This is a genomic window from Pseudomonas sp. NPDC089547 (genome assembly GCF_050280665.1).
In the GTDB taxonomy this organism is placed as follows: Bacteria; Pseudomonadota; Gammaproteobacteria; order Pseudomonadales; family Pseudomonadaceae; genus Aquipseudomonas.
The window spans coordinates 20915-45157 of record NZ_JBNNVS010000028.1 but is presented as its reverse complement, the minus strand read 5'-3'; the positions used below and the strand labels follow the sequence as shown (position 1 = coordinate 45157).

Here is a 24243-nt window from a genome sequence, read left to right as displayed (position 1 = left end):
GGCCCCAGGTTCTCAAGGTCAGACGCGGAACTGACTGACCAATGTCTGCAACTGCCCGCCAAGCCTCGCCAGTTCAACACTGGACGCCGCCGTCTCGTCACTGGCCGCCGCCGTCTGTTCCGACACATCACGCACATTCAGGATACTGCGGCTGATCTCTTCAGCCACGGCGCTCTGCTGCTCGGCCGCCGCGGCAATCTGCTGGTTCATCGACTGGATGCTCGACACCGTACTGGTGATGCTCTCCAGCGACGCCCCGGCCTTGCGCGCCAGATCGACGCTGCTGTCGGTCAGGGTGCGGCTGCCCTGCATGGCGTTAGCCACTTGCTGGGTACCATGCTGCAGGCTGGCAATCAGCTCTTCGATCTCTTCGGTGGACTTCTGCGTACGCTGGGCCAGGCCACGCACTTCGTCGGCGACCACGGCAAAACCACGCCCGGCCTCGCCGGCACGCGCTGCCTCGATTGCCGCGTTCAGCGCCAGCAGGTTGGTTTGTTCGGCCACCGACTTGATCACATCCATCACGCTGCCGATCTTCTGGCTTTCCTGCTGCAGCAGGTTCATGGCTTCGGTGGAGCGGTGCATGTCTTCGGCCAGGCGCTCGATCTGGCCAATTGCCTCGCCGACCACGCGGTCGCCGGCACGGGCTTCGTCGTCGGCACCGGTGGCGGCATGCGAGGCCTGCTCGGCATTGCGTGCCACTTCCTGAACGGTGGCGGCCATTTCGTGCATGGCGGTGGCCACCTGGTCGGTCTCGACCTTCTGGCTGTTGGCGCCCGCGCTGGTCTGTTCGGTGACTGCCGACAGCTCTTCGGCGGCGCTGGCGATCTGGGTGACGCCATCACGAATGCCGGTGATCAGCTCGCGCAGGGTGGTGCCCATGCGGGCAATGCCTTGCTGCAGCACGCCCAGTTCGTCGCGGCGGGTGACGCGCAGGTGCTGGGTCAGGTCGCCGCTGGCGATCTTTTCCACCGCTGCCAGGGTTTCACGCAGTGGCCCGGTGATCTGGCGGGTAATCAGCACCGCTGCCAGTACGCCAACCAGCAGTGCCAACAGGGTGGCGATGGCCTGCAGGCTGCGGGCCTGGGAGCTTTCGATGTCGCGGCGTTGCAGCTGGATCTGGTACAGCGCGTCGCTGCGCTTGACGATGTCGGCGCCCTGCACGGTCATTTCGGCGCGTGAAGTGGTGATGTCGGCGACTGCGTCGCGGAACTGGCGTACGGCATCGCGGTAGGCCAGCACCGAGCGCTCGAACTGTTGCAGGCGGGCGTCTTCGGCGGGTAGCTGGCGCTTGAGGTTGTCGATGTCGGCCAGCGCCGCGTCCAGCTGGCGCAGGGCGGCCTGTTCGTTGGCGGCGGTGTTGTCGGCAATGTAGCCGCGCACCTCGATGCGCACCTGCAACAGTTGCTGGCGAGCCTTGCTGATCAGCTGGTACTGGGCCAGGCGTACGCTGTCGGCCTCGGGGCGTGCCATGACTTCCTGGCTGAGAACATCCATGGCCTGGTCGGCGCGGGTGGCCGAGCTGTCCATTGCCGCACGTGCACTGCGGGTGGCGTCGTAGCCTTGGCGCATCTTGTTCAGCGACAGCTTGTAGGCGCTGATGGTCTCGCCCAGCTCATTCAACAGCTTGATGTTCTCCGGGCTCTTGAAGGTGCTGGCCAGGTAGGTTTGCTGCTTGCTGAAGGCGTCCAGCTTCGCCTGGGTGTTGGCCGCAGCGGTATCATCGCCGTTGGCGATCATGTACTGCAGGCGCGCAATACGCAGGTCGGTGAGGTCCTTGTTCAGCTGGCCGATGTCGCCCATCCAGTTGCTGCGGTCGATCAGGCTGCCCAGGCTGGTCCAGCCGGTGAGGGCCAGCAGGCCGGTGAGGACCAGCACCAGGCCGAAGCCCAGGCCGAGTTTGAGGTTGACGCTGATGTTGGCGAACCAGCTGTTCATGCACGCTCTCCAGAAGTAGTTTTCGCTCGCTTGATCTTCGATCGCCAGGCGTTGTTGTTCTGGATGCCCGCTGACTCGTGCAGGGGTTATCGGCAATGATGGGGGAAGCTGAAACGCTTTTTCAGCAGATTTGTAACTGGATGATTGGGGCTGCTTTGCAGCCCTTCGCGGGCACGCCCGCTCCCACAGGTTGATCGTTGCCCTTGAAGTCAGCGCAGTCTCTGTGGGAGCGGGCGTGCCCGCGAAGGGCCGCAAGGCGGCCCCAATCAGTATCAAAGGTTACGCGCACTAAAGGTGTCGCAGCTGTTGACCTCGCCCTGGGCAAAGCCGGCCTTGAACCAGCGCACCCGCTGCGCCGAAGTGCCATGGGTGAACGAATCCGGCACCACGCGCCCGCGACCTTGCTGCTGCAGCCGGTCATCACCAATGGCGTTGGCCGCATTCAGCGCTTCCTCGACGTCACCCGGCTCCAGCCAGTTCAGGCGCTTCTGCGCCTGGTAGGCCCACACGCCCGCCAGGCAGTCGGCTTGCAGTTCCTGGCGCACCAGCAGGCCGTTGTCGCCTTCCATGCGTTGGCCATTGCGGCGTGCTGCATCCACCTTGGCCGAAACGCCCAGCAGGGTTTGCACGTGATGGCCGATTTCGTGAGCGATCACGTAGGCCTGGGCGAAGTCGCCAGCCGCGGCAAAGCGGGTTTCCATTTCGCGGAAGAACGACATATCCAGGTAAACCCGCTGGTCCGCCGGGCAATAGAACGGCCCCACTGCCGCAGAGGCAAAGCCACAGGCCGAGTTGACCTGGCCACTGAACAGCACCAGCTTGGGGTCGCGGTATTGTTTGCCAGCTTCGGCGAACAGGGCTTTCCAGGTGTCTTCGGTGTCGCCCAGGATCGAGGCGACAAACTCGGCCTGTTGGTCATTGGCCGGTGGTGCCTTGCCACCCGCACCACTGGGCGCCGTTTGCTGTTGCTGCTGCTCCATCTGGCCGGTGAGCTGGCCAAGAATCTGCAACGGGTCCTGCCCGGTGAGCCAGCCGATGCCGACGATCAGCAGGATCGCCCCAAGCCCCAGCCCCTTGCCGCCGCCAAAACGCATGCCGCCGCCACCGCCACCTTCGCCTCGGGCATCGACCACGTTGTCGCTGCGTCGGCCTTTTCGCCATTCCATGAGTGCTCTCCCGAGCGTGAAACAAGAAGACAAAGATTAGTTCACGACAGCGACAGGTGTCAGGCCAAGGTGTTAATCCATAACCAAATGGTTATGTTTAAGGTGCCTGATTTCAATATTCATCGCGCGCGACTTGCCTGAAACTGCAAGTCCGCCTGCCACGCCCAGGCGTTCACATAATTCCAAGAGAGGAAACCGGCATGCCCGCACAGGACAACAGCCGCTTCGTGATCCGTGATCGCAACTGGCACCCCAAAGCCCTTACGCCTGACTACAAAACGTCCATTGCCCGCTCGCCGCGCCAGGCACTGGTCAGCATTCCACAGTCGATCAGCGAGACCACTGGTCCGAACTTTTCCCACCTGGGCTTCGGTGCCCACGACCATGACCTGCTGCTGAACTTCAACAATGGTGGCTTGCCGATCGGCGAGCGCATCATCGTTGCCGGCCGCGTCGTCGACCAGTACGGCAAGCCTGTGCCGAACACCCTGGTGGAGATGTGGCAAGCCAACGCCGGCGGCCGCTACCGCCACAAGAACGACCGCTACCTGGCACCGTTGGACCCTAACTTCGGTGGTGTCGGCCGCTGGCTGACCGACAGTGACGGCTACTACAGCTTCCGCACCATCAAGCCGGGCCCGTACCCATGGCGCAACGGCCCGAACGACTGGCGCCCGGCGCACATCCACTTCGGCATCAGCGGCCCGTCGATCGCCACCAAGCTGATCACCCAGCTGTACTTCGAAGGTGACCCGCTGATCCCGATGTGCCCGATCGTCAAGTCGATCGCCAACCCGGAAGCTGTACAGCAGTTGATCGCCAAGCTCGACATGAGCAACGCCAACCCGATGGACTGCCTGGCCTACCGCTTCGACATCGTGCTGCGCGGCCAGCGCAAGACCCACTTCGAAAACTGCTGAGGACACCGCCATGCCAATCGAACTGCTGCCGGAAACCCCTTCGCAGACCGCCGGCCCCTACGTGCATATCGGCCTGGCCCTGGAAGCGGCCGGCAACCCGACCCGTGACCAGGAAATCTGGAACCGCCTGGCCAAGCCTGATGCGCCGGGCGAGCACATTCTGCTGATCGGCCAGGTGTATGACGGTAACGGCCACCTGGTGCGCGACTCGTTCCTGGAAGTGTGGCAGGCAGACGCCAATGGCGAGTACCAGGATGCCTACAACCTGGAAAACGCCTTCAACAGCTTTGGCCGTACCGCAACCACTTTCGACGCAGGCGAGTGGACGCTGCACACGGTCAAGCCGGGCGTTGTGAACAACGCTGCGGGTGTGCCGATGGCGCCGCACATCAACATCAGCCTGTTTGCCCGAGGCATCAATATTCACCTGCACACGCGCCTGTACTTCGATGACGAAGGCCCGGCCAACGCCAAGTGCCCGGTGCTCAACCTGATCGAGCAGCCGCAGCGCCGAGAGACGCTGATTGCCAAGCGTTGCGAGGTGGACGGGAAGACGGCATATCGCTTTGATATCCGTATTCAGGGGGAAGGGGAGACAGTTTTCTTCGACTTCTGAGTAAATGCTGGGGGCTGCTTTGCAGCCCTTTCGCGACACAAGGCCGCTCCTACAGGGAATCGCGTACCCCTGTAGGAGCGGCCTTGTGTCGCGAAAGGGCCGCAAAGCGGCCCCGGCAATCCAACAGTCAGCGCCGAACCAGCAGCACCCCACTTTCCATATGGTGGGTATACGGGAACTGGTCAAACAACGCACACCGCTCGATGCGGTGGGTGTCCTGCAACTGGGCAATGTTCGCCGCCAGCGTTTCCGGGTTGCACGAGATGTACAGGATCCGCTCGAACCGCCGGGTCAGCTCGCAGGTATCCTGGTCCATCCCCGCGCGCGGCGGGTCGACGAACACCGTGCCGAAGTCGTAGCTTTTCAGGTCGATGCCTTCCAGGCGACGGAACGGCCGCACCTCATTCAGCGCCTGGGTCAGCTCTTCCGCCGACAAGCGCACCAAACGCACGTTATCCACAGCGTTCTCGTCGAGGTTGCTCAGCGCGGCGTTGACCGAGGTCTTGCTGATTTCGGTCGCCAGCACCTGGCGCACGCGGGTGGCCAGCGGCAGGGTGAAGTTGCCGTTGCCGCAGTACAGCTCCAGCAAATCGTCCTCACGCTCGCCAATTGCCTCGAAGGCCCAGCTCAGCATCTTCTGGTTCACTGCGCCGTTAGGCTGGGTGAACGCGCCTTCCGGCTGGCGATAGCTGAACACGCGGCCCGCCACGTCGAGCTTTTCCAGCGCATAGTCGCGGCCGATCACCAAGCGCTTGCCTTTGGAGCGCCCAATCACGCTCACGCCCAGTTCTTCGGCCAGTTGCCGCGCGGCCACTTCCCAGGCCTCGTCCAACGGGCGGTGGTAGCACATGGTGATCATGGCATCGCCGGCCAGGGTGGTCAGGAACTCCACCTGGAACAGGCGGTTGCCCAGTTCCTCGCTGGCCTGCCAGGCCGCCTTCAGGCGCGGCATCAGCGCATTGATGCGCTGGCTGGCAATGGGGAAATCCTCAATCAGGATTGCCTTGTGCTTCTCGCCCGGGGCGAACATGGCGTAGTGGCGCTGGCCGCCTTCGCGCCACAGGCGGAACTCGGCGCGCAGGCGGTAATGCTCGCGCGGCGAGTCGAAAACAGCCGGCTCCGGCGCGCCGAAGGGCGCCAGTAGCTCGCGCAGCCGCGCCACCTTGGCATCCAGCTGGGTGGCGTAGGAGGAGGGGTCGAAAGCAGCACTCATGCGTTGAACCAGCCCAGCTTGATGACGAACAGGATGGAAAGGATCACCAGGGCCGGGTTCAGGTCGCGGTGGCGGCCAGAGATCAGCTTGACGGCGGTCCAGGAAATGAAGCCGAAGGCGATGCCGTTGGCGATCGAGTAGGTCAGCGGCATGGCCAGGGCGGTCACTACCACCGGCGCGGCTTCGGTGACGTCGTCCCAGTTTATTTCTGCCAGGCCCGAAGCCATCAGCACAGCGACGAACAGCAGTGCCGGCGCGGTGGCGAACGCCGGCACGCTACCGGCCAGCGGGGCGAAGAACAGCGCCAGCAGGAACAATACGGCAACCACGATGGCGGTCAGGCCGGTGCGGCCACCGGCGCTCACGCCTGCTGCGGATTCGATGTAGCTGGTGGTGGTGGAAGTACCCAGCAGCGAACCGGCCATGGCGGCGGTGCTGTCGGCAATCAGGGCGCGGCCCATCTTCGGCATGTGCCCATCCTTGCCCATCAGGCCGGCGCGCTTGGCTACGCCGATCAGGGTGCCGGAGTTGTCGAACAGGTCGACGAACAGGAAGGCGAAGATCACGCTGACCAGGCCTACGTCCAGTGCGCCGGCAATGTCCAGTTGCAGGAAGGTCGGCGCCAGCGACGGCGGCATGGAGACGATGCCGCCGAACGGCGTCACGCCCATCACGATCGAGGCAATGGTCACCGCCAGGATGCCGATCAGCACGGCGCCGCGCACTTTCAGCGACTCCAGGCCCACGATCAGGAAGAAGCCCAGGGTTGCGAGGATCGGCGCCGGTTGCTTGAGGTCGCCCAGGCCCACCAGGGTAGCCGGGTTATCGACGACGATGCCGGCGTTGTGCAGGGCGATCAGCGCCAGGAACAGGCCGATACCCGCAGCAATCGCCGACCGCAGTGGCAGTGGAATGCTGTTCACGATCCATTCGCGGATGCGGAAGATCGACAGCAGGAAGAACATCACCGCCGACAGGAACACCGCACCCAGCGCCACTTGCCAGGTGTGGCCCATGTGCAGCACCACGGTGTAGGTGAAGAACGCGTTCAGGCCCATGCCCGGCGCCAGGGCGATCGGGTAGTTGGCGATCAGGCCCATGGTGGTGGAGCCGATGGCTGCCGCCAGGCAGGTGGCGACGAAGATCGCCCCCTTGTCCATGCCGGTCTCGCCGAGGATGCTCGGGTTGACGAACAGGATGTAGGCCATGGCCAGGAAGGTGGTGACGCCCGCGAGAATCTCGGTGCGCACATTGGTGTTGTGTGCTTTTAGTTGAAACAGCCTTTCCAGCATGCCCGCTCCCCAAGGCGCCCCCGGCGCCATGAATGTATCGACCCCATCAGCAAAGCACAGACCGTACCGGTTGCCGTGGTTTTGTGTGGGGAGGAAAAAAGCCGCGCATCATACCAGCATGCTTGGCGGGGGCCTATGGCCGTTGGGGAATGGGTTATCTGTAGCCTGTACCGGCCCCTTCGCGGGCGCGCCCGCTCCCACAGGTACAGCGCAGGGCCGGAATGTGGCGCGGTCCCTGTGGGAGCGGGCGTGCCCGCGAAAGGGCCGGTACAGGCTATCCCTCAACCATTGTGCAACCGGTCCCGCCTGGCCAGTGTCGGGAACATTTTTATCCACACCCCGGTCACCACCAGCGTGCCTACTCCTCCCATCACCACCGCTGGCACTGTGCCAAACCAGTGCGCCGTCACCCCAGACTCGAACTCACCGAGCTGGTTTGAGGCACCGATGAACAAGCCGTTCACCGCGCTCACCCGCCCGCGCATTTCATCCGGGGTTTCCAGCTGCACGAACGAACTGCGAATCACCATGCTGATCATGTCGGCCGCGCCCAGCACCACCAGCACCGCCAGCGAGAACCAGAACGAGGTTGACAGGCCAAAGGCAATGGTCGCCACGCCGAACACGCCCACCGCGGTGAACATGGTGCGCCCCACGTTCCGCTCGAACGGGAAGCGCGCCAGCCACAGCGACATCAGCAATGCCCCCACCGCTGGCGCCGAGCGCAGCAGGCCCAGGCCCATCGGGCCGGTCAGCAGGATGTCCTTGGCGAACACCGGCAGCAGCGCGGTAGCCCCACCCAGCAGTACGGCGAACAGGTCCAGCGAAATGGCGCCGAGAATGTCAGGCCGGCTGCGGATGAAGCGAATGCCGGCCAGCAGTGATTCGATGCTGGCACGCCCGCGCTGCACGACCTGGCCGCGTGCCTGCAGGCTCAGGGTGAGCACGCAGGCGATGGCGTACAGGGCCACGGTGGGGCCATATACCCAGATGCTGCCGAAGGCATACAGGAAACCGCCCACCGCTGGCGCCACGATGGTCGCCGATTGGGTGGCCGATGCCGAAGCCGCCACTGCCCTTGGGAACAGGCCAGGTGGTACTACGTTGGGCAGTAGCGCCTGGGTTGCCGGCATTTCAAACGAGCGCGTGGCGCCCAGCAGGAAGGCCAGGGCGAAAATCAATTCGCGGGTGACGTTGTCGGTGGCACTGCCCACTGCCAGCGCCAGGGCAATCAACCCTTGCAGGCTCTGGCACAGGGCAGCGACCTTGCGCCGGTCATAGCGGTCGGCCACATGCCCGGTGTGCAGCATGAACAGCACCCGCGGGGCGAACTCGACCAGGCCGACCAGGCCCAGGTCCAGCACATTGCCGGTTAACTGGTAGAGGTGCCAGCCAATGGCTACGGTGAGCATCTGGAAGCCGCTGGCGGTGAATACACGGGCCAGCCAGAAGGCCAGGAAAGGGCGGTGGTGACGCAACAACTGCGGTGCGGAATCAGACATCGGAAACCAAGGGCCTCGGCGCAGTAGAGGGGTTGCGCAGCGTATCATCTGTTTGTAACAAACGGTTACTGTTTGCCCATGTCGGCACTTTTCCACGCGTTGTGAAAGAGGGTGGGGCAACCGGTCACGCGGCAATCAACCACACGGCTTGCCGGGCCATTCGGGACTATGCTTCCTAGCATTCGTTGACTTGGATCAATCGTTCCAGATTCAACGAATTGGCCCTCTGGGCCGGAATCCCTGCGATCGAACAGAACAATTCCAACGCGCCGTACTCGACCAAGTGGGGGCAGTGGGCGACGGGGCCACAAGCCCGGACGCCGGATTATCTGAAGAGGAAGCACCATGTTCGGAATAGAGGCCTTAGAGCTCGCCCGAATGCAGTTTGCCTTTACCGTGTCGTTCCACATCCTGTTCCCGGCCATCACCATTGGCCTGGCGAGCTACCTGGCAGTCCTCGAAGGCCTCTGGCTGCGGACCCACAACCAGGTCTACCGTGACCTCTATCATTTCTGGTCGAAAATCTTCGCCGTCAACTTCGGCATGGGCGTGGTCTCGGGCCTGGTCATGGCCTACCAGTTCGGTACCAACTGGAGCCGCTTCTCCGAGTTCGCGGGCGCCGTAACCGGGCCGTTGCTGACCTACGAGGTGCTGACCGCCTTCTTCCTCGAAGCCGGCTTCCTCGGCGTCATGCTGTTCGGCTGGAACCGTGTGGGCCGTGGCTTGCATTTCTTTTCCACCTGCATGGTGGCGCTGGGTACCCTGGTCTCGACCTTCTGGATTCTCGCTTCCAACAGCTGGATGCAGACGCCCCAGGGCCACGAGATCATCGATGGCCGTGTGGTGCCAGTGGACTGGTTTGCGGTGGTGTTCAACCCCTCGTTCCCCTACCGGCTGATGCACATGGCCACGGCCGCGTTCGTTTCCACGGCGTTCTTCGTCGGTGCTTCGGCTGCCTGGCACTTGCTGCGCGGGCGCGATAACCCGGCGGTGCGCAAGATGCTGTCGATGGCCATGTGGATGGCATTGATCGTGGCCCCGATCCAGGCGGTGATCGGTGACTTCCACGGCCTCAACACGCTCAAGCACCAGCCGGTGAAAATCGCTGCCATTGAAGGCCACTGGGAGAACGTGCCCGGCGAACCGACCCCGTTGATTCTGTTCGGCATCCCCGACATGAAGGCCGAAACGACCCACTTCAAGCTTGAAATCCCGGCGCTGGGCAGCCTGATCCTGACCCACAGCCTGGATAAGCAAGTGCCGGCAATGAAGGAGTTCCCGCCCGAGGACCGGCCCAACTCGACCATTGTCTTCTGGTCGTTCCGCATCATGGTCGGGCTTGGCTTGCTGATGATCTTCGTGGGCCTGTGGAGCCTGTGGCTGCGCAAGCGGGGCACGCTCTACACCTCGCGCCCGTTCCTGTACCTGGCGCTGTGGATGGGGCCTTCCGGGCTGATCGCCTTGCTGGCCGGCTGGTTCACCACCGAGATCGGCCGCCAGCCCTGGGTGGTGTATGGCCTGATGCGCACGGCGGACGGTGTGTCCAACCACAGTTATGCACAGCTTGGCTTCACCCTGGTGGCGTTCGTGGTGGTGTACTTTGCCCTGTTCGGCACCGGCCTTGGCTACATGATGCGCCTGGTGCGCAAAGGGCCACAGACCGGCGAAGGCGACGAGCACACACCGGGCGGCCCTGGCCAGCAACGTACGCCGGCGCGGCCGCTGTCTGCCGCCGATGATGGCCATGAGGCCAAGACTGCCAGCCTGAGCAAGGAGGACTGAGCCATGGGTATCGACCTTCCGCTGATCTGGGCCGTGATCATCATCTTCGGCGTCATGATGTACGTGGTGATGGACGGTTTCGACCTGGGTATCGGCATGCTCTTCCCCTTCGTCAAGGGCGAGCAGGACCGGGATGTGATGATGAACACCGTCGCCCCGGTGTGGGACGGCAATGAAACCTGGCTGATCCTGGGCGGTGCCGGGTTGTTCGGGGCGTTCCCGATGGCCTATGCAGTGATCCTCGAAGCGCTGTACCTGCCACTGATCCTCATGCTGATCGGCCTGATCTTCCGCGGCGTGGCGTTCGAGTTCCGCTTCAAGGCCACGGCCGACAAGCGGCATATCTGGGACAAGGCATTCATCTGGGGGTCGCTGGTTGCCACCTTCTTCCAGGGCGTGGCGTTGGGCGCCTTCCTTGAAGGGTTCAAGGTGGTCGACCGCCATTTTGCCGGTGGCACCCTCGACTGGCTTACCCCGTTCAGCCTGTTCTGCGGCCTGGGCCTGATCGTTGCCTACACCCTTTTGGGCTGCACCTGGCTGATCATGAAGACCGAAGGGTCACTGCAACAGAAGATGCACGACATGGCCCGACCGTTGGCGCTGGTGCTGCTGGTGGTGATCGGTATCGTCAGCCTGTGGACACCCATTGCTTATCCACAGATCGCCGACCGCTGGTTCAGCATGCCTAACCTGATCTGGTTCATGCCGGTACCGCTGCTGGTGCTGGTAACCTTCTACGGGTTGCTCAAGGCGGTGGCGCGCAATGCGCACTACACGCCGTTCCTGCTGACCCTGGTGCTGATCTTCCTCGGCTACAGCGGCCTGGGTATCAGCCTGTGGCCGAACATTATCCCGCCGTCGATCTCGATCTGGGATGCCGCCGCGCCACCGCAAAGCCAGGGCTTCATGCTGGTGGGCACACTGTTCATCCTGCCGTTCATCCTCATGTACACCTTCTGGAGCTACTACGTGTTCCGCGGCAAGGTGACCCATGAAGACGGCTATCACTAGGAGCGCCGCATGATGACTGGCAAGCATGGTTTTGAAGAGAAGAAACCGCTGTGGCAGCGGCTGGGTTGGCTGGTGCTGATCTGGGCGATGAGCGTGGCGGCGCTGGGTGTGGCGGCCTGGGTGATGCGCCTGTTCATGGGGGCAGCGGGCCTGACCACCCATTGAATGGATGGGGGCGCTTTGCGCCCCTATCGCGACACAAGGCCGCTCCTACAGATGATCGCGATCACTCAGGTTGTCGCATCCCCTGTAGGAGCGGCCTTGTGTCGCGATGGGCTGCAAAGCAGCCCCAAAAGCCTATTTGCGGGCTTTCAGGATGACGAATTTGGGCGTCGCCGCCACCTGCTCCACCCCCCGGAACAACCGCGCCAGCTTGCTGTGATAGCCCAGGTGGCGGTTCCCCACGATATACAGCGCCCCACCCACCACCAGCGCTTCGCGCGCCTGCTGGAACATGCGCCAGGCCAGGAAATCGCCTACCACCTGCTGCTGATGGAACGGTGGGTTGCACAGCACCACGTCCAGCGACTGCTTCTCCACCCCGGCCAACCCATCGGCCGCGATGAAGGTCGCCGGGCGCCCGCCCAGTGCGGCCTGCCAGTTCTCCCGTGCCGATTGCACCGCCATGTACGACTCGTCGACCAACGTGTATTCGGCATCGGGATTGGCCAATGCACTGGCAATCGCCAGCACGCCGTTACCACAACCCAGGTCTGCGACCCGCGCGCGGCCCAGGTCACGTGGCAGGTGCGGCAGGAACGCACGCGTGCCGATATCCAGGCCTTCACGGCAGAACACGTTGGCGTGGTTGACCAGCTCCAGCGCCGGCGCGTCCAGTTGGTAGCGGCTAGGGTAGGGCGAGCGGGCGGCTGGCCGTTCTGCCACCGTTGCCGTCAGCAGGCGCGCCTTTTTCTGCGCCAGAGAGGCCTGGACCGGGCCGATGTACTTTTCCATCAGGTCGCCGGCCGCCCGCGGGAGGTGCTTGATCATTGCCCCGGCAATCACCTGTGCACCCGGCGCCAGGTGGCCCTGCAAACGGATCAGTTGCTCTTCGAGCAGCGCCAGGGTTTTTGGCACGCGTACCAGTACCCGGTCGAACGGGCCCTGCCAGTGTTCGCTTGCCGGCACAAAGGGCACGCTGTCGAACGGCAAGCCATTGCGTGCCAGGTTTTTTTCCAGAGCCAGGTGTGCCAGGTGCGAATCGCCGCTGCTGACCACCTGCAACTGGCCCGCCAGGCTGGCGGCCAGGGCGCCGAAGCTGTCATTGAGCACCAGCACCCGGCAGTGGCTGTCGGGCGCCTGTTCGTGCAACTGCGCAAGCAGGTACTCGTCGGCGGCATCGAAAGCCTGCAGCGGGTCGTTGGCCTGCTCCGGCTGGCGGATCAGTTCGAGTTCGGCGTAGGGGGTGGTCAACAGGGGCATGGCGTCTGGCTCGGGTATGAAACTGCCCGTTGCGGTTCGCCCCGGGCTTTGCCGGGCGATTCTACAGGGCTTTGCCCAAGGTCGCAGGTTTGCCGGTCAGATCCAGCCGCGCAAGGCAGCGATGGCGATGGCGCCGGCCTTGTTGGCAGCGTTGGTCTTGGTGATGACGCTGCGGATATGGAAGTTCACCGTGCTTTGCGACAGCGAGAGAATGCAGGCCACATCGGCGGCGGTCTTGCCGGCGGCCGACCACTTCAGCACTTCCAGTTCACGCTCGCTCATTTTTGGTTGCGGCGGGCACAGTGCGTTCAGGTGGTGTTCGCCGAGCACCGCATGCAGGGTATGGCACAACCACTGAACGCTACCGGCCTTGTCGTAGAGCTCGGCTATGTCGATGTTGCCGGCAGGCCGGGCAACGCTGATCTGGCTTTCATTGTGCTGCAGGTCGTGCAGCGATTGTGTCCAGCCATGGCGCAAACCGTGCTGGCAGGCCGCTTCACGAAAATGCGGGGCTTCACGGTACAGTTCGTCTGTCCACAGCACCGGCATGGTCGAGCTGTGGCTGACGTTGGCAGCCGGGTCCTGCTTGTAGAACTCGTCACGCTGGTAGCGCTCGATCCACTCATCCGGGTAGTTGCTGTAGAGGTACACCTTGGGTGTCTGGGTGGCGATCTGGATGCGTATTTTCAGCCCGAGATAATCCATGCCCAGGTCTTGTGCCAGATGTACCGCAATGTCGAACAGCTTCCGTGGGCTGCGTTCGTTGACGAACGTCTGAAGATGTTCGGGATTCCAGTGAAGCATCTGAAACACTCCTCGTGGGCGCCGGATCCAATCTATTTGGATACCCGGGTCAGTGTAGGAAAAGTCCTACCATGGCGTTGGGATTTTTTTGTTATAGCGCTCAGGTTTTTCTGCAACTTCGGCACGATCACCGTCGATGAGGCCCTACAAAGCAGTGGTTTTTATCCGGGCCACTTTGCGCGACACTGTGCGCACGTCAAACCTGGAGCCCGATATGACCGCTAGCGCCGAAAAGTTCACCCGCCAGACCCTGCTCGATGTTCAGCCGCTCACGCCGAACCTCTTCAGCCTGCGGGTTACGCGCGATGCGGGTTTCCGCTTCCGTTCCGGCCAGTTCGCCCGCCTGGGGGTGACCAAGGCCGATGGCAGCGTGGTGTGGCGCGCCTATTCCATGGTCAGTGCCCCCCATGACGAACACCTCGACTTCTTCTCCATCGTGGTGCCGGGTGGCGAATTCACCAGTGAACTGAGCCGGCTGGGTGCAGGGGACACCCTGTTGATCGACCGCCAGGCGTTTGGCTTCCTCACCCTCGACCGCTTTGTTGGTGGCCGTGACTTGTGGTTACTGGCGACCGGTACTGGCATCGCGCCATTTATGTCGATCCTGCAAGACTTCGAGGCATGGGAGCGTTTTGACAGCATCAAGCTGGTGTACTCGGTACGCGAAGCGAAAGAGCTGGCTTATGTGGATGAAATCGCCGGGCTGGAGCAGCGCGACTACCTGGCCGAGTTTGCTGGCAAGTTGCAGTTCATTCCTGTGGTGACCCGCGAGCAGCACCCGGGTGCGTTGAACCAGCGTATTACCACGCTGATCGAGAATGGCGAGCTGGAGAAAGCTGCCGGGCTGGAGCTGTCGCCGGAGCATTCGCGGGTAATGCTGTGCGGTAACCCGGAGATGATCGACGAGACACGCAAGGTGCTGAAGGCGCGTGACCTGCAACTGAGCCTGAGCAAGCGGCCCGGGCAGGTCGCGGTCGAGAACTACTGGTAATTGGGGCCGCTTCGCGGCCCATCGCGACACAAGGCCGCTCCTACAAGAGAACGCGATTCCCTGTAGGAGCGGCCTTGCGTCGCGATAGGGGCGCACAGCGCCCCCAGCTATCTCAAGGCAGGCGATTCTGGTTCTGCGTTTTCAGCAAGTCGCGAATCTCGGTCAGCAGGGTCTCTTCCGCCGAAGGCACAGGCGGTACAGTTGGCGCCACGGCTTCTTCACGCTTCAGTCGGTTGATTGCTTTCACCCCCATGAAAATGGCAAAGGCCACGATCAGGAAGTCGATCACCGTCTGGATGAACTTGCCATACGCCAGCACCACCGCCGGTACGTCCCCTTCGGCAGCCTTCAGGGTAACCGCCAGGTCGCTGAAGTCCACCCCCCCGATCAACAGGCCCAGTGGCGGCATGACCACGTCTCCAACGAAGGACGAGACGATCTTGCCGAAGGCTGCGCCGATGATGATACCCACCGCCATGTCGACAACATTGCCTTTGACCGCGAAGGCCTTGAATTCACTGATCATGCCCATGTCTGGTTCCTTGTAACAAAAGGTAAGGTTAACGCAGTGTAAGCCACTAAAACGCTTCATGCGTGGTGTTCAGGGGTAGTGACTGCGGTTAGAACGAATAGTTTTGTCGCATCCCGAGGCGTTCGAGGCACGTCCTGCTCGGCTATCATGGCGGTTTTTTCCAGGAGACCCACCCATGGCCAAGGCCAAGCGCTTGTATGGCTGCACCGAGTGCGGCGCGACCTTCCCCAAATGGGCAGGCCAGTGCGGCGAATGCGGGGCCTGGAACACCCTGGTCGAAACCATGATCGAAAGCGGTGGTGCGGCAGCCCCCAGCAGCGGCCGTGCCGGCTGGACCGGGCAACAGGCACAAATCAAGACCCTCGCCGAAGTCAGCGTCGAAGAGATCCCGCGCTTTACCACCAGCAGCACCGAACTGGACCGCGTGCTGGGCGGTGGCCTGGTGGATGGCTCGGTGGTACTGATTGGTGGCGACCCCGGTATCGGCAAGTCGACCATCCTGCTGCAGACGTTGTGCAACATCGCCGTGGGCATGCCGGCGCTGTATGTCACCGGCGAGGAATCGCAGCAGCAGGTGGCCATGCGTTCCCGGCGCCTGGGCTTGCCCCAGGACCAGCTGAAGGTGATGACCGAAACCTGCATCGAAACCATCATTGCCACCGCTCGTGTCGAGAAACCGCGGGTAATGGTGATCGACTCGATCCAGACAATTTTCACCGAGCAGTTGCAGTCGGCACCCGGCGGCGTGGCCCAGGTGCGCGAGAGCACGGCCTTGCTGGTGCGCTACGCCAAGCAGAGCGGTACGGCCATTTTCCTGGTTGGCCATGTGACCAAGGAAGGCTCGCTGGCCGGCCCGCGGGTACTGGAGCACATGGTCGATACCGTGTTGTATTTCGAAGGTGAGTCCGACGGCCGCCTGCGTTTGCTGCGGGCAGTGAAAAACCGTTTTGGCGCGGTCAACGAACTGGGCGTGTTTGGCATGACCGACCGCGGCCTGAAAGAGGTGTCCAACCCGTCGGCAATCTTCCTCAACCGTACCCAGGAAGAAGTGCCGGGCAGTGTGGTGATGGCGACCTGGGAGGGTACCCGGCCGATGCTGGTCGAGGTGCAGGCGCTGGTCGACGACAGCCACCTGGCCAACCCGCGCCGGGTAACCCTGGGCCTGGACCAGAACCGCCTGGCCATGTTGCTGGCAGTGTTGCATCGCCATGGCGGTATCCCCACTCATGACCAGGACGTGTTCCTCAACGTGGTGGGCGGGGTGAAGGTGCTGGAAACGGCCTCGGACCTGGCGCTGCTGGCGGCGGTGATGTCGAGCTTGCGTAACCGGCCGCTGGCCCATGGCCTGCTGGTGTTTGGCGAGATTGGCCTGTCGGGTGAGGTGCGGCCGGTGCCTAGCGGGCAGGAGCGCTTGAAGGAGGCGGCCAAGCACGGCTTCAAGCGGGCCATCGTGCCCAAGGGCAATGCGCCGAAAGAGTCGCCAGCGGGGTTGCAGGTGATTGCGGTGACCCGGTTGGAGCAGGCCCTGGATGCATTGTTCGAGTAATTCGTAGCCTGTGCTGGCCTTTTCGCGGGCTTGCCCGCTCCCACAGGTACAGCGCCAGCCGTGAATGTGGCGCTTTACCTGTGGGAGCGGGCAAGCCCGCGAAAGGGCCGGTACAGGCAAAAGAAAAGGGGCCGACGATGCGCGTCAGCCCCCAACCCACCTCACCGCTCAGTCAGCGGTCAATGCTCGGCCACCGGCGTGCGCCTGACCGTTTCATTACCATGCTCGTCCAGTTCCAGCATCGGCACTTCGTTGCCTTCTGAATCGAACAGCTTGCCATCCTTGAAGTAGTCGCCATCACGTAGCGCCGAAATATCCGAATACTGGATCGTGCGCTCATACGCTGCAGCAAACACCGACTGGTTTTCCGAGTTGCCGGTGGTGAAGTGGTTGAAGATCAGGTTCAGCAGGATGGCCATGATCGCCGCCGAGCTGATGCCCGAGTGGAAGATGGTCTCGAACCAGTTCGGGAAGTGGTGGTAGAAGGTTGGCGCGGCAATCGGGATCATGCCAAAGCCAAGCGAGGCCGCGACGATGATCAGGTTGACGTTGTTCTTGTAGCTGACCTTGGACAGGGTGCGGATACCGCTTGCCGCCACGGTGCCGAACAGCACGATGCCTGCGCCGCCCAGTACCGGGGTAGGCACGGCGGCGATCACCCGGCCCATCACTGGCAGCAGTCCGAGCACCACCAGGATCACGCCACCGGTAGCCACGACGTAACGGCTCTTGACCCCGGTCACGGCCACCAGGCCAACGTTCTGGGCAAACGCGCTTTGGGTGAACGAGCCGAAGATCGGCGCCAGGATGCTCGATGCCATGTCGGCGCGCAGGCCGTTGCCCAAGCGCTTGGAGTCGACCTTGGTGTCGATGATCTCACCTACGGCGAGGATGTCGGCCGAGGTTTCCACCAGGGTCACCATGATCACGATGCACATCGACAGGATGGCGGCGATGTGGAATTCCGGCATGCCAAAGTGGAACGGCGTGGGGAAGGCGAACATCGGGCCTTCGGTGACCTTGCTGAAGTCGGTCATGCCCAACGCCCAGGCGATCAGTGTGCCGACCACCATGGCCAGCAGGATCGACAGGCGCGAGATGGTCGCGCTCCCCAGCTTGCTGAGCAGCAGCACGATGGCGAAAGTCAGCGCGGCCAGGCCGATGTTGGCCATGCTGCCGAACTCTGGCGAGGCGCTGTTGCCGCCCATCACCCAGCGTGCGGCCACCGGCATCAGGGTCAGACCGATGGTGGTAATGACGATGCCGGTCACCAGCGGCGGGAAGAACTTGGTGATGCGCGAGAACACCGGGGTAATCAGGAAACCGATCAGCGATGCTGCCATGACGGCGCCGAGCACCCCGGGCAGGCCACCGCCACCCTCGCTGCTGAGGATTGCACCCATGGTTGCCACACCGGCAAACGACACGCCCTGCACCAGCGGCAACTGGCAGCCGAAGAACGGCAGGCCGAGGGTTTGCAGCAACGTGGCCAGGCCACCGGCAAACAGCGATGCGGCAATCAACATGCCGATTTCGGCGCCGTTCAGGCCGGCGGCCTGCCCCAGGATCAGGGGTACCGCGACGATCCCCCCGTACATGGTCAACACATGCTGCAGACCATAGGCCAGGTTGGCACCAAGGCCGAGGTTTTCATCCTCGGGGCGCTTGGCGGGAGACGTGCTAGGGGACGTAGTCATGGAGCAGGCTCTCTGTTTATTGTTGTGTCGCTACTGTAGACAGTTCCTACAATTTATTGCCACAAGAATTGTATACAATATTTTGATCGGAGCGCGCACAAGGGGGCTCGCCGGATGTGCGAAAACCCAATGCAGAAGGCGTACCAAGTCGTCAAAAGCTGTTCTAGAGAGGTGTGTACAAAGCGCTGCTACCCAGGCTTAAAGCTGTCTGGGTAGACAGGAAACACAATGCGGGGAGGCTATTAGCTAGCTAAGAGATTTCATTATTCGATGAGTTCGCGCAGCTCACGCATCATTTCGGTGCTGTCGGCCACGTTCAATTCCACAAGACGGTGCAAATGGCTCATCGAATCGATGTCGATGTACAGGCAGATGAAGCCCAGGCACTCCGGTTCTTCGTGGCGCAGTTCGACCTGCATCTGCACCTCGGTCTCCCCATCGTTGAGCAGGATGTAGGCCTCGAAATCCTGGGTCAGGTCGGCATCCCAGGGTTTCGGGCATTCGACCAGCAGGCCTTTGAGGGAAAGGTCGAGCAGTTTCACTTCCCAGCAACGTTCGCCCTGGCACAGCCTGGTCGGGGCGTCGAACGGGATACGCTGGAAACGGCGGCGTTCGTCGTGATCGCTCATGGGATAGATCCTCTGATAGGTCCTAAGGTGACATCCTGACTATAGTTAGAGTGGTATGTGCATCAGGTACCGCAATCTGGCCGCAGAGGCTCTAGACCAAAGCAAGTATGGCAATGCGCGATGACTGGCCCTAGACTCGGTGGGCGGTCTTTCCAATCCACCAGCTGGAAGCTAACCATGAACAACAATAATAGCCTGCTACGCCACATTCCGTGGCTGGCGCTGGCAGTCATAGGGGCCTGCGCGCTGGGTGTGGTTGCCCTGCGTCGCGGTGAGGCGATCAACGCCTTGTGGATCGTGGTTGCGGCAGTGGCCATCTACCTGGTCGCCTACCGCTACTACAGCCTGTTCATCGCCACCAAGGTGATGCAACTCGACCCGCGGCGGGCCACGCCGGCGGTGCTCAACAACGACGGCCTGGACTACGTCCCGACCAACAAACACATTCTGTTCGGCCACCACTTCGCGGCCATCGCTGGCGCAGGCCCTCTGGTGGGCCCGGTACTGGCAGCACAAATGGGCTACCTGCCCGGCACGCTGTGGCTGATTGCCGGCGTGGTGCTGGCCGGTGCGGTACAGGACTTCATGGTCCTGTTCCTGTCCACCCGCCGCAACGGCCGCTCGCTGGGCGACATGGTGCGTGAGGAGATGGGCCGCATTCCGGGCACCATCGCCTTGTTCGGCTGCTTCCTGATCATGATCATCATCCTTGCGGTGCTGGCGCTGATCGTGGTCAAGGCCCTGGCCGAGAGCCCATGGGGTATGTTCACGGTGATGGCGACCATCCCGATCGCGATGTTCATGGGCATCTACATGCGCTACATCCGCCCGGGCCGCATTGGCGAGATCTCGGTCGTGGGCGTGGTATTGCTGCTGGCGTCGATCTGGCTGGGTGGCGTGATCGCTGCGGACCCTGTCTGGGGCCCGGCGTTTACCTTCACGGGCGTGCAGATCACCTGGATGCTGGTGGGCTATGGCTTCGTCGCTGCCGTGCTGCCCGTGTGGCTGGTGCTGGCGCCGCGTGACTACCTGTCGACCTTCCTCAAGATCGGTACCATCGTTGGCCTGGCCATCGGTATCCTGATCATCGCGCCCGAGCTGAAAATGCCGGCGCTGACCCAGTTCACCGACGGTACTGGCCCAGTGTGGAAGGGCACCCTGTTCCCGTTCCTGTTCATCACCATTGCCTGTGGTGCGGTGTCCGGCTTCCACGCGCTGATCTCTTCGGGGACCACGCCCAAGCTGCTGGACAACGAAACCAACGCCCGCTACATCGGTTACGGCGGCATGCTGATGGAGTCGTTCGTTGCCATCATGGCCATGGTCGCCGCTTCGGTGATCGAGCCGGGCGTGTATTTCGCCATGAACAGCCCGGCCGCCGTGGTCGGTGCAGACGTGGCATCGGTGGCGCAGACGGTCAGCAACTGGGGCTTCCTGATTACGCCTGAGCAGCTTGAAGCCGTGGCCCGTGACATTGGCGAGCACACCATCCTGGCCCGTGCCGGTGGTGCGCCGACCCTGGCGGTCGGTATCGCGCAGATCCTGCACCAGGTGTTGCCAGGTGAGAACACCATGGCCTTCTGGTACCACTTCGCGATCCTGTTCGAGGCGTTGTTCATCCTCACCGCGGTGGATGCCGGTACCCGTGCCGGTCGCTTCATGCTGCAGGACCTGCTGGGCAGCTTCGTGCCGGCGCTCAAACGCACCGAATCGTGGGGCGCCAACCTGCTCGCCACCGCTGGTTGCGTGGCACTCTGGGGCTATCTGCTGTACCAGGGCGTGATCGACCCGCTGGGCGGCATCAACACCCTGTGGCCGCTGTTCGGTATTTCCAACCAGATGCTCGCCGGTATTGCCTTGATGCTCGGTACCGTGGTGCTCATCAAGATGAAGCGTCAGCGCTACATCTGGGTCACCTTGCTGCCGGCCGTCTGGCTGCTGATCTGCACCACGGCTGCTGGCCTGATCAAGCTGTTCGACCCGAACCCGGCCGTTGGCTTCCTGGCCCTGGCCAAGAAGTACAGCACCGCACTGGACGCCGGCCAGGTACTGGCCCCGGCCAAGGACATCGGGCAGATGCAGCACGTGATCTTCAACGCCTACACCAACGCCGGCCTGACGATTCTGTTCCTGCTGGTGGTGTTCAGCATCCTGTTCTTCGCCATCAAGGTTGGCTATGCCGCCCTGGGCCGCAAGGAGCGCACCGACAAGGAAACGCCGTTCCAGGCGTTGCCTGACGCGTAATCGAGAGGACTGCAGTCATGTTCAACGACCTGGGTCGACTGGGAAAATACCTGGGGCAGGCAGCCCGCCTGATGGTCGGCATGCCCGACTACGACAACTATGTCGAACACATGCACAAGACGCACCCGGACAAGCCGGTCATGACGTACGAGGAATTCTTCCGGGAACGTCAGGAAGCCCGTTACGGTGGCAAGTCCGGGCCCAAGTGCTGTTGACCCTTACGCGTTAACCTGTCACGGCCTGATCGCCGGCAAGCCGGCTCCCACAGGTACCCACAGGCCTCAAAGCCTGTGCAGTACCTGTGGGAGCTGGCTTGCCGGCGATCAGGCCCATGTTTTTTCCGCACAGGAGATGTTCTGCGTGCTGAAGCCTATTCCCGTAACCGTACTCACAGGCTTCCTCGGTGCTGGCAAGACCACCTTGCTCAAGCACATGCTCAAGGCCGAGCACGGCCTGAAGCTCGCCGTGATCGAAAACGAATTCAGCGAAGCCGGCATCGACAGCCAGTTGCTGGGCGACGAGCCGGTGCAGGTGATGACCCTGGCCAACGGCTGCGTATGCTGCAGCATCCACGGCGACCTCACCCGCGCCCTGTACCTGCTGCTTGAACGCCTGGACGCTGGTGAAATCGCCTTCGACCGCCTGGTAATCGAATGCACGGGGCTGGCCGACCCGGCGCCCGTTGCGCAAACCTTTTTCATCGACGAGGAGCTGCGTGAGCGCTACATCCTCGACGGCATCATTACCTTGGTCGATGCTGCCCATGCCGACCTGCACCTCACCCAGGCCATCGCCCAGGCCCAGGTGGGTTTTGCCGATCGCCTGCTGCTGAGCAAGACCGACCTGGTCGAGCCGCCTGCGGTACAGGCCCTGAGCGAACGCTTGGCCCGCATTAATGGCCGGGCCGCCATCCGTGTTGTCGAACACGGCCGCATCGACCTGGCTGAGCTGCTGGATGTGCGGGGTTTCAACCTCAACCCCGACCTGGGCGCGAACCTGAAGCCAACGCTACGCCCTGTACTCAAACCGGCTACCCCGGACCGCATTTCCACACTGGTGTTGCGCACGGAAACCGCGCTGGACATCGACCGCCTCAGCGGCTTCATGAACGAACTGCTGGAAACCCACGGCAAACAGCTGCTGCGCTACAAGGGCGTGCTGAACATTGCGGGTGAAGACCGCAAGCTGGTGTTCCAGGGCGTGCTCAAACTGTACGGCTTTGACTGGGACGCCGAGTGGGCCGACGGTGAAACCCGCGAGAGCGTGATGGTGTTCATCGCCGATGAACTGCCCGAGGCTACGATTCGGGCTGGCTTCGAGGCGCTGGCTGCGGGCTGAGCCGGCGCGGCGTTGCGGCCTGGAACCACTGCGGCCATGAGCTGCGGTGGCGGGTTTCAACCTCGATGCACGGGATCAGGCGGTCAGTCAGCACGGCGGTTTGCCGCACTGCCTTGGCGGTGCGGTACTTGACGCTGTGGATGCACTCGCGGTCGCCGAACTCGCAGCGGTTCAGCGCGGTACCGCCGCAGGGGCCGTTGGCCAGGCCCTTGGGGCAGGTTTCAGGGCAGATGTAGAGGGTGTCTTCCAGTCGGCAGCGGCCGCAAGTATCGCAACCCACCAGCGGGCGCTTCACACTGCGCTCCAGCGTGTGCAGCACTTGTGCGCCAATACGCGTTGCCCACAGCGGCTGGCGCACTGCCCAGCCAAATGCCTTGCTCAGGCCGTTGCGGCGGCTGAACAGCAGGGAATGCATGCCATGCATCAGGTGATAGCGGGCTTTTTCCTTGAACGAGGCATCGACCCGTAATTCGCCCTGGCGCCAGCCTGCCTGTGGTGGATGGAAGATCACTGCCGGCAGGCCGGGCATCTGCCAGCTGGCCTGCCAGGCGGGCGTCCACTGCTCCAATGTATGGACCAAGGTTTGCCAGTGCTCGATACGGGCTTCCAGGGCCAGAAGCTGCTTTAGCTCGTGAACCCCCGATAGGTGCACACCGGCATAGCCCATCAGCTTCACACCGATGATCTGCAAGGCCAGGCGGTCAACACTGCGCGCCTGTGCAAACGCCTTGGACTGCGCGGCCTCCGCTTCGAGCATGTCACGCATGGACGGGGTTACGGTGACGCCGGCCACGTGATCGAGCATTGCCGCGCGCCCGTGGGTAAGGCTCATCAGGCACGCCAGCATGGGCTTGGGCGTGGGCTGGCGGCGCATCCAGTGCATGGCTTCCTGATGCTTGGCGGCATCGAAGCCCAGTTGCAGGGTGAGGAAGTCGGCCCCGGCTACCAGCTTTTTCTCGGCCTTGAAATACTGCGCGCCGCCTTCCTCCTCGTGGTACTTGAACGGGTTCAGCGCCGCGCCCAGCAGCCAGTGCGGGCAGGCCTGGCGGGCGATTTGCAGGGCGGCGACCGACTCAAGGTAGCGCACCGGGCGCTGGCCTGGTTCATGGCCGGGCAGGCGGTCGCCGGTCAGCAGCAACAGCTGGTCGAGGCCGGCGGCGTCCATACGCTGCAGTTGGCTGAGCAGGTGGTGGCGTTCGCGGTCCTTGCCGGAAAAATGCGGCAGGGCAGGTACCGGGTTGCCGAACGAAGCGAGCGCGTCCAGTGGCGACATGTCCAGCGGGCTGCCCACGCGATCGCCGATAGCCACGGTCATCGGCCAGCCGCACAGGTGCGCACGGGCCATGATCGCCTCCATGGCGGCAAAGCGTTCTGCAGAAGGCTTGGGGACGAACTCCATGACGCAGACGAAGTTCTGGTCGCGCAGCGCGGTTTTCAACAGGCTCATGGGGCCGGGCACCTGGTGTGGTCAGGGTGGCATTGTGCGGTAGAAGGCAGGCGAGGTCATGTCCGGGTGCGCAGCAGGGTGCTCTGAATGAGACATGTTGCTGATCATGAGAAATTCTTGAGTTCATCTCAAATTTTATGAGTTTGTCTCAAT

The 24243-nt window shown here is 62.8% G+C and carries 21 protein-coding genes and 1 pseudogene; 10 read left to right on the top strand and 12 right to left on the bottom strand.

The features are described from left to right. Nucleotides 1-18: 18 nt before the first annotated feature. The 3 genes and pseudogenes from ACQKPZ_RS18900 to ypfJ all read right to left on the bottom strand — a co-directional run bounded on the left by ACQKPZ_RS18900 (nucleotide 19) and on the right by ypfJ (nucleotide 3104). The gene (locus ACQKPZ_RS18900; RefSeq protein WP_427541054.1) at nucleotides 19-882 is read right to left on the bottom strand and encodes a methyl-accepting chemotaxis protein; all 864 of its coding nucleotides are present in this window, start codon (nucleotides 880-882) and stop codon (nucleotides 19-21) included. Beyond that, nucleotides 874-1803, bottom strand: a pseudogene (locus ACQKPZ_RS18895) (methyl-accepting chemotaxis protein); the annotation flags it as partial. The pseudogene ACQKPZ_RS18895 and the gene ACQKPZ_RS18900, both read right to left, overlap by 9 nt. A gap of 407 nt (nucleotides 1804-2210) precedes the next feature. Beyond that, nucleotides 2211-3104, bottom strand: coding sequence for a KPN_02809 family neutral zinc metallopeptidase (ypfJ, locus tag ACQKPZ_RS18890; protein ID WP_391127293.1), 894 nt, complete (start codon nucleotides 3102-3104; stop codon nucleotides 2211-2213). Between the two features lie 200 nt (nucleotides 3105-3304). Here ypfJ and pcaH point away from each other — a divergent pair, with 200 nt between their 5' ends. Next, entirely contained in the window at nucleotides 3305-4024 is a 720-nt protein-coding gene (gene pcaH, locus ACQKPZ_RS18885; RefSeq protein ID WP_427540993.1) for a protocatechuate 3,4-dioxygenase subunit beta, read from the top strand. A 10-nt stretch (nucleotides 4025-4034) separates the two neighbouring features. Continuing rightward, nucleotides 4035-4640 carry a protocatechuate 3,4-dioxygenase subunit alpha gene (pcaG, locus tag ACQKPZ_RS18880; protein ID WP_427540990.1) on the top strand — a complete coding sequence of 202 codons (606 nt, stop codon included), beginning with the start codon at nucleotides 4035-4037 and terminating at the stop codon, nucleotides 4638-4640. A gap of 127 nt (nucleotides 4641-4767) precedes the next feature. Here the strand turns inward: pcaG and trmA are convergent, their stop codons facing one another. The 3 genes from trmA to ACQKPZ_RS18865 all read right to left on the bottom strand — a co-directional run bounded on the left by trmA (nucleotide 4768) and on the right by ACQKPZ_RS18865 (nucleotide 8647). After that, nucleotides 4768-5853 carry a tRNA (uridine(54)-C5)-methyltransferase TrmA gene (trmA, locus tag ACQKPZ_RS18875; protein ID WP_427540987.1) on the bottom strand — a complete coding sequence of 362 codons (1086 nt, stop codon included), beginning with the start codon at nucleotides 5851-5853 and terminating at the stop codon, nucleotides 4768-4770. Next, complete coding sequence (locus ACQKPZ_RS18870) at nucleotides 5850-7145, bottom strand: NCS2 family permease (protein WP_012274185.1); 1296 nt, start codon at nucleotides 7143-7145, stop codon at nucleotides 5850-5852. The genes trmA and ACQKPZ_RS18870 overlap by 4 nt, the downstream gene beginning before the upstream one ends. Before the next feature lie 281 nt (nucleotides 7146-7426). Continuing rightward, nucleotides 7427-8647 (bottom strand): MFS transporter, encoded by a 1221-nt coding sequence (locus ACQKPZ_RS18865; protein WP_391127306.1) that lies wholly within the window; start codon nucleotides 8645-8647, stop codon nucleotides 7427-7429. A 345-nt stretch (nucleotides 8648-8992) separates the two neighbouring features. On the opposite strand from ACQKPZ_RS18865, the gene ACQKPZ_RS18860 reads away from it, so the two are divergent. From ACQKPZ_RS18860 to ACQKPZ_RS18850, 3 genes are read left to right on the top strand one after another with little or no spacing between them, the layout of a single operon-like run. Next, nucleotides 8993-10429, top strand: a complete 1437-nt coding sequence (locus ACQKPZ_RS18860) for a cytochrome ubiquinol oxidase subunit I (protein WP_391127309.1) — start codon at nucleotides 8993-8995, stop codon at nucleotides 10427-10429. A gap of 3 nt (nucleotides 10430-10432) precedes the next feature. After that, nucleotides 10433-11440: a cytochrome d ubiquinol oxidase subunit II gene (gene cydB, locus ACQKPZ_RS18855; RefSeq protein ID WP_427540984.1), complete on the top strand. Its 1008-nt coding sequence runs from the start codon at nucleotides 10433-10435 to the stop codon at nucleotides 11438-11440. Nucleotides 11441-11449: 9 nt separating this feature from the next. Then, nucleotides 11450-11605, top strand: coding sequence for a DUF2474 domain-containing protein (locus tag ACQKPZ_RS18850; protein ID WP_403198021.1), 156 nt, complete (start codon nucleotides 11450-11452; stop codon nucleotides 11603-11605). Nucleotides 11606-11737: 132 nt separating this feature from the next. Here ACQKPZ_RS18850 and ACQKPZ_RS18845 read toward each other — a convergent pair whose 3' ends face one another. Then, entirely contained in the window at nucleotides 11738-12862 is a 1125-nt protein-coding gene (locus tag ACQKPZ_RS18845; protein WP_427540981.1) for a methyltransferase, read from the bottom strand. A 96-nt stretch (nucleotides 12863-12958) separates the two neighbouring features. Continuing rightward, nucleotides 12959-13666, bottom strand: a complete 708-nt coding sequence (locus ACQKPZ_RS18840) for an autoinducer binding domain-containing protein (protein WP_427540978.1) — start codon at nucleotides 13664-13666, stop codon at nucleotides 12959-12961. Between the two features lie 214 nt (nucleotides 13667-13880). Between ACQKPZ_RS18840 and ACQKPZ_RS18835 the strand changes: the two genes are divergently transcribed. Continuing rightward, nucleotides 13881-14657, top strand: coding sequence for a ferredoxin--NADP reductase (locus ACQKPZ_RS18835; protein WP_028699862.1), 777 nt, complete (start codon nucleotides 13881-13883; stop codon nucleotides 14655-14657). Between the two features lie 112 nt (nucleotides 14658-14769). Here ACQKPZ_RS18835 and mscL read toward each other — a convergent pair whose 3' ends face one another. Continuing rightward, nucleotides 14770-15189 (bottom strand): large-conductance mechanosensitive channel protein MscL, encoded by a 420-nt coding sequence (gene mscL, locus ACQKPZ_RS18830; RefSeq protein ID WP_427540975.1) that lies wholly within the window; start codon nucleotides 15187-15189, stop codon nucleotides 14770-14772. Nucleotides 15190-15364: 175 nt separating this feature from the next. Here mscL and radA point away from each other — a divergent pair, with 175 nt between their 5' ends. Next, complete coding sequence (gene radA, locus ACQKPZ_RS18825; protein ID WP_019472669.1) at nucleotides 15365-16735, top strand: DNA repair protein RadA; 1371 nt, start codon at nucleotides 15365-15367, stop codon at nucleotides 16733-16735. A 179-nt stretch (nucleotides 16736-16914) separates the two neighbouring features. Here the strand turns inward: radA and ACQKPZ_RS18820 are convergent, their stop codons facing one another. Further along, nucleotides 16915-18432 (bottom strand): nucleobase:cation symporter-2 family protein, encoded by a 1518-nt coding sequence (locus ACQKPZ_RS18820; protein ID WP_391127328.1) that lies wholly within the window; start codon nucleotides 18430-18432, stop codon nucleotides 16915-16917. A 263-nt stretch (nucleotides 18433-18695) separates the two neighbouring features. After that, complete coding sequence (locus ACQKPZ_RS18815) at nucleotides 18696-19061, bottom strand: PilZ domain-containing protein (protein ID WP_391127332.1); 366 nt, start codon at nucleotides 19059-19061, stop codon at nucleotides 18696-18698. Nucleotides 19062-19238: 177 nt separating this feature from the next. Here ACQKPZ_RS18815 and ACQKPZ_RS18810 point away from each other — a divergent pair, with 177 nt between their 5' ends. From ACQKPZ_RS18810 to yjiA, 3 genes are all read left to right on the top strand, one after another. Next, the gene (locus ACQKPZ_RS18810; protein WP_427540972.1) at nucleotides 19239-21305 is read left to right on the top strand and encodes a carbon starvation CstA family protein; all 2067 of its coding nucleotides are present in this window, start codon (nucleotides 19239-19241) and stop codon (nucleotides 21303-21305) included. A 17-nt stretch (nucleotides 21306-21322) separates the two neighbouring features. Beyond that, the gene (locus ACQKPZ_RS18805; protein WP_427540969.1) at nucleotides 21323-21520 is read left to right on the top strand and encodes a YbdD/YjiX family protein; all 198 of its coding nucleotides are present in this window, start codon (nucleotides 21323-21325) and stop codon (nucleotides 21518-21520) included. A 145-nt stretch (nucleotides 21521-21665) separates the two neighbouring features. Next, on the top strand, nucleotides 21666-22643 hold the full coding sequence (gene yjiA, locus ACQKPZ_RS18800) for a GTPase (RefSeq protein WP_427540966.1): 978 nt from the start codon (nucleotides 21666-21668) through the stop codon (nucleotides 22641-22643). Here yjiA and ACQKPZ_RS18795 read toward each other — a convergent pair. Beyond that, nucleotides 22603-24090: a methylenetetrahydrofolate reductase C-terminal domain-containing protein gene (locus tag ACQKPZ_RS18795; protein WP_427540963.1), complete on the bottom strand. Its 1488-nt coding sequence runs from the start codon at nucleotides 24088-24090 to the stop codon at nucleotides 22603-22605. The genes yjiA and ACQKPZ_RS18795 overlap by 41 nt on opposite strands. Between the last annotated feature and the right edge of the window lie 153 nt (nucleotides 24091-24243).